The organism is Bradyrhizobium sp. AUGA SZCCT0177 (assembly GCF_018130125.1).
In the GTDB taxonomy this organism is placed as follows: Bacteria; Pseudomonadota; Alphaproteobacteria; order Rhizobiales; family Xanthobacteraceae; genus Bradyrhizobium.
In genome coordinates, this window is record NZ_JAFCMA010000025.1 from 1 (window position 1) to 13256 (window position 13256).

Below are 13256 nucleotides of genomic sequence, written 5' to 3' on the forward strand. Positions count from 1 at the left end.
TTATCCACGCCGTCGTCGAGGCGTAAACCAGCGTCCACCGCAACCCGTCCAACGTCCGTGACGACGGCCGACGCCCTCTGAGAGGGACGGGATGGCCAAAGATATGCACCTGATTTGCCTTCTGTAAAACAGAAATATTTTTTATTTCGGGGCTTGACACGATTTCCGTAAATCGTAAGTGATTTGCCCGTCGGGCTGTTTTGTCGCACTCGGCCGTCATTGCGAGCGGAGCGAAGCAATCCATAGAGCGGCAAACGAAAGATGAATTGCTTCGTCGCTTCGCTCCTCGCAATGACGGAAGAGGTCCGTAGGGTGGGTAGAGCGCAGCGAAACCCACCAAATCCCACCACCCGCAAGGCGATGGGTATCGCTACGCTCCACCCATCCTACGAGTTAGCTCCCCAGCAGCGACGTCCCGAACGCGCGCTGCCAGACCGTCAGGAAGCGTGGAAACCAGGAGTGCGCGACGGCGCTCTGATAGGCCCAGGTGCGATATTTGAGGCCTTTTTCGGAAATCAGTTCCTGATATCCACCGTGGGTTTCGGTCACGGTGCGAATGTCACGCAGGATATCGCGCGCATAGGCCCGATAGGTCTCGGTGCCGGAGCATTCGTCGTGATCCAGCATGCGATCGGCGAATTCGACGTTGAAGGTCGGCCAGGACGAACGGCCCTGATAGGCCGGCGCCGCAATCTTGTGAATGAGCTTGTTCAGCGGATTATCGGCGGACACCAGAAAGTGCGATGTATTCGGGACTCGAAATCGCGGCTCGGCAAGGATGAAGTCGGTCGTGGCCGCGAACAGCGCGCGTTCTTCCGCGTCGTTCAAATCCCAAAAGCCCTGATGCACATTCACGAAATCGAGCGCGATGGAATAAACCGGCGACGGCGCGCGGCAGTCCAGGGAATGACTGATATAGCCGTGCCTGCCGAACAGCAGCAGGAGCTCCTTCTTGTACTGCGAAAGCGCGCGTCCGAGCAGCTGCTCCAGCTCAGTCCGCTCGATGATCCCAAGCTTGATACCGCGCAGGAACGTCGCATAGACGCAGGCATTGGTGACGAACCGCCGGCGTTCGGCACGGGTATCGGTCGCCGCAGAACGGGGCCCGCTGACGTCGCACAGCAGCGCTGTCAGACCCTTGTCATCGAAGCGTTCCAGCGCTCCGGCGAGCATGAATATCTCCCGCTTCAAGTCGGCGCGATACTCCGCGAGCAACAGACGGCCGGCATGCGCACCTTGCGACATCGCCAGATACGAAGCCGGCCTTTGCACGGCAGAGAGCAGTTGCTCCAGGCCTGCAAGGATGCCGAGCAGCGTATCCGACGGCCTCGAGAAATAGTTGATGCCGATGTAGCGGTTGCGCCCCGCAGGCACGATCGTCGTGGTGACGACGCCGGCGCGCACCGCTTCCAGCATCAGGCGGACGCTTTTCTCCAGCAGCCGAACCCTGCGGACGGCATCCCGGGAATCCATGATGGTCTCGGGATCGAGGACATCGGGATAGAACCAGGCAAAGTCGCGCGGATAATAGGCGGAGGCGTGCGGCGCCCCGGTAACCAGAAAGGCTTCCTTCTCGGCAAACGCGGCATTCATCGAATGCCGGTACAGTTCCTCGATGCCCGCCGACAGATGATATTTTCGCAGGAAACGATCACCGAGAAAATTGACGGCCTGGATGCTGTTGGCGACAAGGCTCGCCAACATGCCTTGATGAAATCGGTATCCGCGATGCGATGAAAATGTGATCTGGCTGTTCATGGGCGGGGATGAGAGCAATGTCCGGCGAGTCAGATATCACGCGTTGGTACTCCGAACATCACGATTCGTCTCTCCGCAACAGCGCGGGGGCGAAATGTCATCTAACTGTCATGTAGCCCCACGTCGTCCCGGCGAAGGCCGGGACCCATAACCACCGGCAACAATTGTTTTTGCACGCAGGACGTTATCTTCCTTTTACAGCAACAAGGGCCGCGGCGTATGGGTCCCGGCTCAAGGCCGGGACGACGACGTCAATTATGCTTCCCTCGGCCTGAAATTCTCCACCAACCTTAGCAGCACCCTCGCCCCTGCATCGGCATCAGCGAGTTCGACATGCTCCGCCGGATTGTGACTGATGCCGCCGCGGCAGCGGACGAACAGCATGGCGACGTCTGATATATCGATCATCGCCATGCCGTCATGCCCGGCGCCGCTCGGCAGTTCGAACACGCCAAAACCCTCCGCGGCGACGGAGTCCGCGACCTGCGCTTTGAGCCAGGGCGCGCAGGGCACGGTGCGGTTTTCGTGGGTGACGTCGAGCTGCAGCGCGAGATTACGGCGGTTCGCGATGGCTTCGATGCGGCGCACGATGTCGGCGACGGCCATCTTGCGGTGTCGATCTGATGGCGCGCGGATGTCTAGCGTGAAGGAGACGAGACCGGGGATCACGTTGGTCGCGCCGGGCATTGCGTCGATATAGCCGACGGTGCCAACGAGGCCGGCCGCATCGGTCTTGCAGAACTCCTCCACCATGCAGATGCATTCGGCGGCGCCCGCCAGCGCATCGCGCCGGAACGCCATCGGCACCGTGCCGGCATGGCCGGCCATGCCGGTCAGTTTTGCCGCCAGCCGCGTCGCGCCCGCGATCGCGGTGACGACGCCGACCGGCAGATTGTTCTCTTCCAGCACGGGGCCCTGCTCGATGTGCAGTTCGACATAGGCGTGGAGTTCGCGGCGGGTCCGCGCGGCCGCGCCGATATGATCGGGGTCGAGGCCGAATGTGACCAGCGCATCGCGCATCGAGATGCCGGCATGGTCGCGCGAATTGAGCGCGCTCTCCACAAAGGTGCCCGCGACCGCGCGGCTGCCGAGCAGCGTCGAAGCAAACCGCACGCCCTCCTCGTCGGCGAAACCGACGACCTCGACCGCGAATGGCAGCCGCCGTCCGCGTTTGTTCAGATCGGCGACGCAGGAGATCGCCGTGATCAGGCCAAGCGGGCCGTCCCATTTGCCGGCATCGCGCACGGTGTCGTAATGCGAGCCCAGCATGAGGCACGGCAGGCCGGGCCGGTCGCCTTCATAGCGGCCGCAGACATTGCCGATGGCGTCGAGATGCGCGGCCATGCCGGCCTCGCGCATCCATGACAGAATGAGATCGGCGGCGGCGCGGTGCTCGGGCGAAAGGAAGATCCGCGCCAGATGCTCCGGCGTCTCAGAGATCGCCGCGAGTTGGTTGATCCGGCCGACGATTTCATCGCCAAGCGCTGCCGGCTTAGGTCCGCTGCTGGCCACTTCTGTCTTGCTCATGCTTTTCCTGTACAGCACCGCGCCATTTCCAGCGCGGGCCGATCGATACACATTCAATACCGGCGGTATCGACGCAAGCCGCGGGCCCCTGACTGGTAGCAGCCTCAATTCGCCTGACCAGCCGGCAAGGCAAGAAATCCGCCGCCAATTCGGCCGGCTGACGGCTCTGCTGGAACTAACAATTGCTTAACGACCTTGCATACAATGATGAAATGCCGCCTAAAAAATAGACATTTCGGCCCTGCACAAATTTTACCTGACGGGCAACGTCCCCGGATAATTCAATCTACTCATTAGCTTATGCAGGAATGCCCGTGGCGCACGCTCTGGCATGAAGATTGCGACATCCCTCCCCGGGCCCGCCGCATCGGCGCGGCCCACGAAATAGGGGGCGGTCCAACCGCCAGAGGGAGCAGCACATGGAATTTGGCAGGATTTCACGACGGCATCTGTTGCAGGGCGGTGCGGCGCTGACACTCGGCACCGCTTTCGGCGCGGGCGCCGCGCGCGCAGCCGGCACCACCATCGGCTTCGTCTATGTCGGCTCGCGCGACGACTACGGTTACAACCAGGCCCACGCGCAGGGCGCCGCGGCGCTGAAGAAGATGCCCGGCCTCAAGGTGATCGAGGAAGAAAAGGTCCCCGAAACCGACGCGGTCGAGAAGACCATCGAGTCCATGATCAACCTCGACGGCGCGTCGCTGCTGTTCCCGACCTCGTTCGGCTACTACAACCCGCACGTCATCAAGATGGCGAAGAAGTTTCCAAAACTGCGCTTCGAGCATTGCGGCGGCCTCTGGAGCGATAAAGACCCGACCAACGCCGGCAGCTATTTCGGCTATATCGACGAGGCGCAGTACATTTCCGGCATCGTTGCCGGCTACTCCACCAAGAGCGGCAAGCTCGGCTTCGTCGCGGCGAAACCGATCCCGCAGGTGCTGCGCAACATCAACGCCTTCACGCTCGGCGCAAGGCTAGCCAACCCGAAGGCGACCACGCAGGTGATCTTCACCGGCGACTGGTCGATGCCGGTCAAGGAAGCCGAAGCCACCAACAGCCTGATCGACCAGGGCGTCGACGTTCTCACCTGTCACGTCGACGGTCCCAAGACCATGGTCGAGAACGCCGCGCGCCGCGGCGCGATGGTGTGCGGCTATCACGTCAACCAGTCGCCGCTGGCGCCGAAGGCGTATCTCACCGGCGCGGAGTGGAACTGGGAAGCGCTGTATCCGAAATTCGTCAAGATGATCGCGGCCGGAGAGACCATTCCGAACTTCTATCGCGGCGGCCTCAAGGAGGAGATCGTCAAATGCTCGCCCTATGGCGAGGCGGTCTCGGCCGAAGCGCGCAAGCATGCCGACGACATCAAGGCCAAGCTCGTCGCCGGCAACTACACCATCTTCAAGGGCCCGATCATGGACAACAAGGGCAACGCGGTCATTACGTCAGGCACCGATCGCGGCCAGACGGATCCTGAACTCGAGAAGATGAACTATCTGGTGGAAGGCGTGCTCGGAGCCACTTCGTGACAACAGGTTCGGCGGATCCGGTGGAGGCGGTCGGCGTTGCGCCGGCCGCTGATCCCGGCTTCCTCCAACGCTACGGCGCGACCATCGAATATATCCTGATCCCGGGCGCGGCGCTGGTCGGCGCGCTCGCGACCTTCGGGCTATTCGTGGCGCTGTTCGGCAAGAACCCGCTCGATCTCTATTTCTACATGTACCAGGGCGCATTCGGCACCTGGTTCTCCTGGCAGAACACGCTGACGCGCGCCGCGCCCCTGATCCTGACCGCGTTGTGCACGGCGCTGCCGGCGCAACTCGGCATGGTGATCATCGGCGGCGAAGGCGCGCTGCTCATTGGCGCGCTGTCGGCGACCTCGGTCGCATTGGCGATGCCGTGGGCGTCGCCGCTGGTGGTGCAAACCGCGATGGTGTGCGCCGGCGTGATCGGCGGCGGGCTCTGGATCACGCTCGCGGGCGCGCTCCGGCAATATCGCGGCGTCAACGAGACGATCTCGAGCCTGCTGCTGGTCTATATCGGGCTTGCGGTGCTCAACCATCTGGTCGAGGGCGCGATGCGCGACCCCGCCAGCCTCAACAAGCCATCGACCCGCGAAATCGGCGCGGCCAACATGATCGGCAGCATTCCCGGCACCGACGTCCACTGGGGGCTGGCGTTCGGCCTGGTCGCGGCGTTCGCGTCCTATATCCTGATCTATCACACCGTGTTCGGCTTCTCGGCGCGCGTCGCCGGCGGCAACATCCGCGCGGCGAAAATCGTAGGCCTCGGCGTCAACAAACTGATCCTGACCATCTGCTTCCTCGCCGGCGGCGCCGCCGGCATTGCCGGCATGGTCGAAGTCGCGGCCGTGCAAGGGCGCACCAACGCCAACCTCGCGGCCGGCTATGGTTTTACCGGCATCCTGGTCGCCTTCCTGGCGCGGCATAATCCGCTGGCGATTATTCCCGTGGCGATCCTGCTCGGCGGCATCAGCGCCAGCGGCGGGCTCTTGCAGCGCCGGCTCGGATTGCCTGATGCATCCGTATTGGTGCTGCAAGGCATCATCTTCGTATTCGTGCTGGCGAGCGATGCGCTGTACGGACGGATCGGCTTCCTGAAAGGAAAATCCTGATGGCGGATGGATCGCTCGGACTCTGGACCGTTCCATTGGCCGTGTTCGGCGGCGCCATCCGCGTCTCGACGCCGTTTCTGTTCGTCAGTCTTGGCGAATGCATCACCGAGCGTTCGGGGCGCATCAATCTCGGCCTCGAAGGCACGCTGGTCATGGGTGCGATGAGCGCCTACGGCATTTCCTATCTCAGTGGCTCGCCCTGGCTTGGCGTGCTCGCGGCCGGGATCACCGGCGCGATGCTGGGCGCGCTGCATGCCGGCATCTGCTCGCTGCCGCGCGTCAACGACATCGCGGTCGGCATCGCGCTGATGCTGTTCGGGACCGGTCTTGCCTTTTATCTCGGCAAGCCGTTGATCGAACCGACAGCGGCACGGCTTCCGGCGATCGATTTCGGCTGGTGGAGCGATATGCCGCAGGTCCGTGCGGCCTTGCGGATCAATGTGCTGTTCCTGATCGGCATCGCGCTGGCGCCGATATTGTACTGGGCCTTCAAGACCACGCGCTGGGGCTTGCTGATCCGCACCGCCGGCGAAAGTTCCGATGCCGCCCGCGCCATGGGCTATTCGGTGCTGGCGATCCGGCTGCGCGCGACGATGGTCGGCGGCTTTCTGTCCGGGATCGGCGGTTCGTTCCTGTCGCTGTTCTATCCCGGCAGCTGGAACGAGGGCCTGTCCTCCGGCCAGGGCATCACGGCCGTGGCGCTGGTGATCTTCGCGCGCTGGGACCCGATGCTGTGCCTGTGGGCGTCGCTGGCGTTCGGCGGCGCCGCGGCGCTGGGACCGGCGCTGCAATCGGTCGGCGTCACCTCGGGCTATCACCTGTTCAATGCCGCGCCCTACATCCTGACGCTGGCGATCATGATCATCACCTGTTCGCCGAAGCGCACGCTGACCGGCGCGCCGGCCGAATTGTCCATCACCCGATAAGCGAGAACGTGCCATGCCCGAGCGCTATATCTCATCCGAACCCTATGCCTGGCCCTACAATGGCGATCTGCGCCCGCAAAACACCGCGCTCGTCATCATCGACATGCAGACCGATTTCTGCGGCGTCGGCGGCTATGTCGACAAGATGGGCTATGATTTGTCGCTGACCCGCGCGCCGATCGAGCCGATCAAGAAACTTCTTTCGGTGATGCGCGCGCAGGGCTTTCACATCATCCACACCCGCGAAGGCCATCGTCCTGACCTCACCGACCTGCCCGCCAACAAGCAGTGGCGCTCGCGCCAGATCGGCGCCGGGATCGGCGACCCCGGCCCGTGCGGCCGCGTGCTGGTGCGCGGCGAGGCCGGCTGGGAGATCATTCCCGACCTGGCGCCGCTGCCCGGCGAGCCCATCATTGACAAGCCCGGCAAGGGATCGTTCTGCGCCACTGATCTCGAGCTGATGCTGCGGCTGCGCGGCATCGAGAACCTCGTGCTGACCGGCATCACCACCGACGTCTGCGTCCACACCACGATGCGCGAAGCCAACGACCGCGGCTTCGAATGCGTGCTGATCGAGGATTGCTGCGCCGCCACCGACAAGAGCAATCACGACCACGCGCTGAAGATGATCAAGATGCAGGGCGGCGTGTTCGGCGCGGTCGCGACCTCGGGCGCGTTCATCAAGGCCGTGTCATGATCATCGGCGAGACACCGCTTCCCGAAGGCCCGCTCGGCGTCGACGCGGTCGCGGTGACGATGAAGTTTGGCGACTTCCTTGCGCTCGACAACGTCGAGCTCAAGGTGCGGCCGGGTTCGTTCCACGCGCTGCTCGGCGAGAACGGCGCGGGAAAAAGCACGCTCGTCAAATGCATCATGGGTTACTATCACGCGACCGAGGGTGACATTCTGGTCGGCGGCCGCGAGCAGGCGATCGCCAACCCCAAGGATGCGCACGCGCTCGGGCTCGGCATGGTCTACCAGCACTTTACACTCGTGCCGGCGATGACGGTCGCCGAGAATCTCGTGCTGGCGCGCGATGACGTTCCTGCTGTCGTCAACTGGGCCAAGGAAAAGCAGGAGCTGGAAGCGTTTCTGGCGCGGATGCCGTTCAAGGTGCCGCTCAACGCCAGGGTCTCCGACATTTCCGCCGGCGAACGCCAAAAGTGCGAGATTTTAAAACAGCTCTATCTGAAGCGGCGCTTTCTCATCCTCGACGAGCCGACTTCGGTACTGACGCCGGGCGAGGCCGACGAGGTGCTCGGCATGCTGCGCGACATGGTCGTGAACGGCGGCCTGACCACCCTGATGATCACGCATAAATTCCGCGAGGTGATGGCGTTCGCCGACGAGGTGACGATCCTGCGCCGCGGCAAGCTCGCCGGCAACGGCAAGGTCGCCGATCTCACGCCCGACAGCATGGCGCGGATGATGATCGGCGCCGAGGAACTGACGGTTCAGCCGCCGCGCGTCGGACAATTGGGCGAGGCGCGGCTGGAACTGAGCAAACTTTGTGCGATCGACGATGCCGGCGCGGTCGCGGTCCACGACGTCTCGCTCACCGTTCGCGGCGGCGAGATCGTCGGCATCGCCGGCGTCTCCGGCAACGGCCAGCGGCAACTGGTCGAGGTACTGGCCGGACAGCGCGAGGCCGAGAGCGGCGAGGTTCGTGTTCGCGGCGATCTCTATTCAGCGAGCCGCGAGGAAATGCGCCGGCACAGGATGTCGCTACTCCCGGAGGAGCCGCTGAAGAACGCCTGCGTCGGCGGCATGAGCGTTGCCGACAATATCGCGTTCCGTGAATTCGACCGCGCGCCGTTTGCCACGCGCGGCTGGTGGCTCAATCGCTCCGCGTTCCGCAAGGATGCCGAGCGCAAGATCGGGCTGTACAAGATCAAGACCCGCTCGCCGGACACGCCGATCTCGGCGCTGTCGGGCGGCAATGTGCAGCGCGCGGTGCTGGCGCGCGAACTCGGCGGCGAGGTCGAGGTGCTGATCGCCGCCAATCCCTGCTTCGGGCTCGATTTCGCCGCGGTCGCCCAGATCCATGCCGAGATCATGGCGGCGCGCAACCGCGGCGCCGCGGTGCTTTTGGTCAGCGAGGACCTCGACGAACTCCTCGAATTGTCGGATCGTCTGGTGGTGATGTTCCACGGACAGTTCGTCCATGAAGCCCGCGCCAGCGAGGCCGATCTCACCGAGATCGGGCGGCATATGGCCGGACACTGACAGGCATTGATGGCGGATATCGCTGCGCTAACCCAACCAGAGCTCGACGCGCATTTCCTGCGCCTGAGCTTCGACGTCGCCCGCCGCGCCATGACCCACGGCAATCATCCGTTCGGTGCCCTGCTCGTCGATGCGAACCGAAAAGTGCTGCTCGAGGCCGAGAACGGCTACATGCCGTCCCATGACGGCACGGCGCATGCGGAACGGTTGCTGGCGACCCAGGCCTGTACCACGATTGATGCCAACATCCTGCGCGGCGCCACGCTCTATTCATCGGCCGAGCCCTGCGCGATGTGCGCTGGTGCGATCTACTGGGCCGGCATCGGCCGACTGGTTTACGGCCTGAGCGAACATCGCTTGCGGGAATTGACCGGCAACCATCCGGAAAATCCGACCCTCGACCTGCCGTGCCGGGAAGTGTTCGGCAGCGGCCAGCGATCGACCGAGGTCGTCGGTCCGCTGCTCGAGGACGAGGCCGCGGCGGTTCATGCCGGGGTGTGGAAGAAGTAAGAAAATCACGCCTGCTACTTACGCGCGGGTTTAAACTAGCCCAGTATTGAGGCATCCATTGCTTAGGACTCCCTGGGGACGCGTGACCACGAATGCCGGATTCGACGCCTGCCGTGCAGCACACGGGCGCCACACCGCTGCTCCAGACGGTGGGCCTGACCAAGCGCTATGGCACGCTCCTCGCCAATGAGGCTGTCAGCATCGATATCTGGCCGCAGCAGATCCACGCGCTGCTCGGTGAAAACGGCGCGGGCAAATCGACGCTGGTCAAGACCATCTATGGATTGATCCAGCCGAGCGAAGGCGAAATGCGCTGGCAAGGCGAGCAGATGGTTCTGTCCGGACCATCGGACGCCCGCGCGCGCGGCATCGGCATGGTGTTCCAGCATTTCTCGCTGTTCGACAATCTCACCGTTGCGGAAAACGTCGCGCTCGGGCTCGATGGCAAGGAATCCTTCAAGGACATGTCGGCGCGCCTTGAGGAAGTATCCCGCGTCTACGGGCTTCCGCTCAATCCCAAACGCGAGGTCTGGCAATTGTCGGTCGGCGAACGCCAGCGCATCGAGATCGTGCGCGCGCTGATGCAGAACCCCAAATTCCTGATCCTCGACGAGCCGACCGCGGTGCTGACGCCGCAGGAGGCCGATCAGCTCTTCATCGTGCTCGACCGTCTCAAGGCGGAGGGGTGCGCGATCCTCTATATCAGCCACAAGCTGGCAGAGGTGAAACGGCTCTGCGACACCGCGACCATCCTGCGCGACGGCAAGAAGGTATCGACCTGCAATCCCAAAGCGGAGACCGCGGCCTCGCTCGCGCGCATGATGGTCGGCGGCGAGATCAGGCGAGTGAAGGCTGCCGCCAACCGGCACACGAACGCGCCGAGGCTTGTTGTCAACGACCTCACCCTCGCACCGGACGATCTCCACGGCGTATGGCTGCAGCACATCTCGTTCGAACTCAGGGGTGGCGAAATCCTCGGCATCGCCGGCGTGGCCGGTAACGGCCAGGACGAACTTTTCGCGGCGCTGTCGGGGGAACGGCTGGCGTCGGACCCCGGCACAGTCGTAATTGACGGGCGTGCCGCCGGGCACCTTTCGATCACGGAGCGGCGCAAGCTCGGTGCGGCCTTCGTTCCCGAGGAAAGGCTCGGACACGCCGCCGCGCCGCGCATGAGATTGTCAGAGAATGCGCTGCTGACCGGCCATGCGGCCTCCGGCATGGTCCAGCACGGCTTCGTCAACACCGCAGCAATGCTGAAAACCGTCGACCGCGCCACCGAGGCCTTCGACGTGCGCAAGGCCAGGCGCGATCCGGAAGCCGCCAGCCTCTCCGGCGGCAATCTGCAGAAATTCATCGTCGGCCGCGAAATCCTGCGTAGTCCTGCCGTGCTGGTGGTGAGCCAGCCCACCTGGGGCGTCGACGCCGGCGCTGCCGCCGTGATCCGCCAGGCCCTGCTCGATCTCGCGGCCTCCGGAGCTGCGGTGCTGGTCACGAGCCAGGATCTCGACGAGCTCGCCGAGATCACCGACCGTATCGCCGTGATGTTCCACGGCCGTCTGTCGGAGCCGATGGCAACAGTGGATGCGAGCCGCGAGAAGCTCGGCCTGTTGATGGGTGGCAGCACATTGGAGCAGAAGGAAGCGGCGCATGCAGCTGGTGCTTGAAAAACGCGCCGAGCGGTCGAGCGCGATCGCGCTGATCTCGCCGCTGATCGCAATCGGCCTGACGCTGGTGACCATGAGCATCCTGTTTGCGATGCTCGGCAAGAACCCGATATCTGCGCTCGGCGTCTACTTCATCGCTCCCCTCGTCGACGGCTATTCGCTGCAGGAGATCGCGGTGAAGGCGACTCCCCTGGTGATGATCGCGATCGGCCTGTCGCTGTGCTATCTCGCCAATGCCTGGAACATCGGCGCCGAAGGGCAATTCCTGATCGGCGCCGTCGCCGGCAGCTGGCTCGCCGTCAAGACCCAGGGCACCGACGCCGGGCCCTGGGTATTGCCGGCGATGCTGCTGCTGGGGGCTGTCGGCGGCGCGCTCTATGGCCTGATCCCGGCGATCTGCAAGGTCCGGTTCGGCGCCAGTGAAATCCTCACCAGCCTGATGCTGGTCTATGTCGCCGACCTGCTGCTCGATTACCTGGTGCGCGGTCCGTGGCGCGATCCCAAGGGCTTCAACTTCCCGACCACCGCCGAGTTCGATCCGGTCGCGACCGTGCCTGTCCTGATCGAGGGCGGACGGCTGCACCTTGGCGGCGTCATTGCGCTTGTCGTGGTCGCGGCGGGTGCGGTGCTGCTCGGCAGGACCCTCAAGGGTTTTGAAATCCGCGTTGTCGGCGCCGCGCCCCGCGCCGCACGTTTCGGCGGCTTCAATTCCAACCAGCTGATCCTGCTGGCCTTCGCTATTTCAGGCGCGCTGGCGGGCATGGCCGGGATCATCGAGGTCGCAGGGCCCGTCGGACATCTGCAACCCGGCATCTCGCCCGGCTACGGTTTCACCGCGATCATCGTCGCGTTCCTGGGACGGCTGAACCCGATTGGAATATTAATTGCAGGACTTTTCCTCGCACTCACCTTCATCGGCGGCGAGCAGGCGCAGATCGCAATGAAAATCCCGTTGGACGTCACCAAGGTGTTCCAGGGCATTCTGCTGTTCTTCGTGCTCGCCTGCGACTCCCTCATTCTCTACCGGTTCAAACTCGTCTTCGCGTCACCAAAGGTGTCCCGTGGGGCTCATTGAGGCCATCATCCTTGCCGTGCTGGCGGCCTCCACGCCGCTGCTGCTGGCTGCGACCGGCGAACTCGTGACCGAACGCGCCGGCGTACTCAACCTCGGCGTCGAAGGCATGATGATCGTGGGCGCGGCCTGCGGCTTCGGCGGCGCCTGGCTGTCCGGTTCGGTCATCATCGGCGCGCTGTGCGGCATCGGCGCCGGCGTGCTGATGTCGCTGATCTTCGCGCTGATGACGCTGGGCCTTGCGGTCAACCAGGTCGCAACCGGCCTCGCGCTGACCATCCTCGGCGTCGGCCTTTCCGGCCTGATCGGCTCCCGCTTCGTCGGCGAAAAGATTTCGCTGGCGCCGCATCTGTATATTCCCGGCCTCACCGACATCCCGCTGGTCGGGCGCATCCTGTTCGGCGAGGACGCCTTCGTGTACCTCTCGCTCGCGCTCGTGATTGGCGTCTGGTTCTTCCTGTACAAGACGCGGACCGGGCTGATCCTGCGCGCCGCCGGCGACAACCACACGTCAGCGCATGCGCTCGGCTATCCCGTGCTCCGGATTCGGATGTTCGCGGTGATGTTCGGCGGCGCCTGTGCTGGTTTGGCCGGCGCCTATCTGCCGCTCGCCTACACACCGTTCTTCATTCCGGGCATGACTGCCGGGCGCGGATGGATCGCGCTGGCGCTGGTCGTGTTCGCGTCGTGGCTGCCGGGGCGCCTCGTCATCGGCGCTTATCTGTTCGGCGCGGTGACGATCCTGCAGCTTCATGCGCAGGGCTGGGGCGTCGGCGTGCCCTCCCAATTGATGTCGGCATTGCCGTATCTTGCGACCATCATCGTCCTTGTCCTGATTTCACGTGCACGAACCGGGGGCTCGACCGCGCCTGCGGCGCTCGGGACCGTGTTCGTGCCCGACCGGTAACATGCCCGAAGCGCGCGCGACGGGGCGCTGC

General features: G+C 64.0%; 11 protein-coding genes. 9 read left to right on the forward strand and 2 right to left on the reverse strand.

Annotated elements, in window-relative coordinates; genetic code table 11:
* Positions 1-393 precede the first annotated feature (393 nt).
* Together JQ597_RS26015 and JQ597_RS26020 are read right to left on the reverse strand one after the other, a co-directional pair.
* Entirely contained in the window at positions 394-1758 is a 1365-nt protein-coding gene (locus tag JQ597_RS26015) for a hypothetical protein (RefSeq protein WP_212268056.1), read from the reverse strand.
* Between the two features lie 255 nt (positions 1759-2013).
* A complete protein-coding gene (locus JQ597_RS26020) occupies positions 2014-3285 on the reverse strand; it encodes an allantoate amidohydrolase (protein WP_212268058.1) in 1272 nt (423 codons plus the stop codon).
* A 419-nt stretch (positions 3286-3704) separates the two neighbouring features.
* Here JQ597_RS26020 and JQ597_RS26025 point away from each other — a divergent pair, with 419 nt between their 5' ends.
* The 9 genes from JQ597_RS26025 (at position 3705) to JQ597_RS26065 (ending at position 13225) form a co-directional block, all read left to right on the forward strand.
* Positions 3705-4814 carry a BMP family ABC transporter substrate-binding protein gene (locus JQ597_RS26025; RefSeq protein ID WP_212268060.1) on the forward strand — a complete coding sequence of 370 codons (1110 nt, stop codon included), beginning with the start codon at positions 3705-3707 and terminating at the stop codon, positions 4812-4814.
* Positions 4811-5920: an ABC transporter permease gene (locus JQ597_RS26030; RefSeq protein WP_212268062.1), complete on the forward strand. Its 1110-nt coding sequence runs from the start codon at positions 4811-4813 to the stop codon at positions 5918-5920. Before JQ597_RS26025 ends, JQ597_RS26030 begins: the two co-directional genes overlap by 4 nt.
* On the forward strand, positions 5920-6846 hold the full coding sequence (locus JQ597_RS26035) for an ABC transporter permease (RefSeq protein ID WP_212268064.1): 927 nt from the start codon (positions 5920-5922) through the stop codon (positions 6844-6846). Before JQ597_RS26030 ends, JQ597_RS26035 begins: the two co-directional genes overlap by 1 nt.
* A gap of 13 nt (positions 6847-6859) precedes the next feature.
* The gene (biuH, locus tag JQ597_RS26040; RefSeq protein WP_212268066.1) at positions 6860-7543 is read left to right on the forward strand and encodes a biuret amidohydrolase; all 684 of its coding nucleotides are present in this window, start codon (positions 6860-6862) and stop codon (positions 7541-7543) included.
* A complete protein-coding gene (locus tag JQ597_RS26045) occupies positions 7540-9072 on the forward strand; it encodes an ABC transporter ATP-binding protein (RefSeq protein WP_212268068.1) in 1533 nt (510 codons plus the stop codon). Before biuH ends, JQ597_RS26045 begins: the two co-directional genes overlap by 4 nt.
* Before the next feature lie 9 nt (positions 9073-9081).
* On the forward strand, positions 9082-9582 hold the full coding sequence (locus JQ597_RS26050) for a nucleoside deaminase (protein WP_212268070.1): 501 nt from the start codon (positions 9082-9084) through the stop codon (positions 9580-9582).
* Between the two features lie 92 nt (positions 9583-9674).
* A complete protein-coding gene (locus JQ597_RS26055; RefSeq protein WP_212268072.1) occupies positions 9675-11246 on the forward strand; it encodes an ABC transporter ATP-binding protein in 1572 nt (523 codons plus the stop codon).
* Positions 11230-12321, forward strand: coding sequence for an ABC transporter permease (locus tag JQ597_RS26060; protein ID WP_212268074.1), 1092 nt, complete (start codon positions 11230-11232; stop codon positions 12319-12321). Before JQ597_RS26055 ends, JQ597_RS26060 begins: the two co-directional genes overlap by 17 nt.
* Positions 12308-13225, forward strand: coding sequence for an ABC transporter permease (locus JQ597_RS26065; RefSeq protein WP_212268076.1), 918 nt, complete (start codon positions 12308-12310; stop codon positions 13223-13225). Before JQ597_RS26060 ends, JQ597_RS26065 begins: the two co-directional genes overlap by 14 nt.
* The last annotated feature ends 31 nt before the right edge of the window (positions 13226-13256 follow it).

What these genes read in the sequence shown, in the direction of transcription:
- JQ597_RS26055 (WP_212268072.1), top strand. Translation starts at nt 9,675, where the DNA reads ATGCCGGATTCGACGCCTGCCGTGCAGCACACGGGCGCCACACCGCTG.
- JQ597_RS26045 (WP_212268068.1), top strand. Translation starts at nt 7,540, where the DNA reads ATGATCATCGGCGAGACACCGCTTCCCGAAGGCCCGCTCGGCGTCGAC.
- JQ597_RS26050 (WP_212268070.1), top strand. Translation starts at nt 9,082, where the DNA reads ATGGCGGATATCGCTGCGCTAACCCAACCAGAGCTCGACGCGCATTTC.
- JQ597_RS26035 (WP_212268064.1), top strand. Translation starts at nt 5,920, where the DNA reads ATGGCGGATGGATCGCTCGGACTCTGGACCGTTCCATTGGCCGTGTTC.
- JQ597_RS26025 (WP_212268060.1), top strand. Translation starts at nt 3,705, where the DNA reads ATGGAATTTGGCAGGATTTCACGACGGCATCTGTTGCAGGGCGGTGCG.
- JQ597_RS26020 (WP_212268058.1), bottom strand. Translation starts at nt 3,285, where the DNA reads ATGAGCAAGACAGAAGTGGCCAGCAGCGGACCTAAGCCGGCAGCGCTT.
- JQ597_RS26015 (WP_212268056.1), bottom strand. Translation starts at nt 1,758, where the DNA reads ATGAACAGCCAGATCACATTTTCATCGCATCGCGGATACCGATTTCAT.
- biuH (WP_212268066.1), top strand. Translation starts at nt 6,860, where the DNA reads ATGCCCGAGCGCTATATCTCATCCGAACCCTATGCCTGGCCCTACAAT.
- JQ597_RS26060 (WP_212268074.1), top strand. Translation starts at nt 11,230, where the DNA reads ATGCAGCTGGTGCTTGAAAAACGCGCCGAGCGGTCGAGCGCGATCGCG.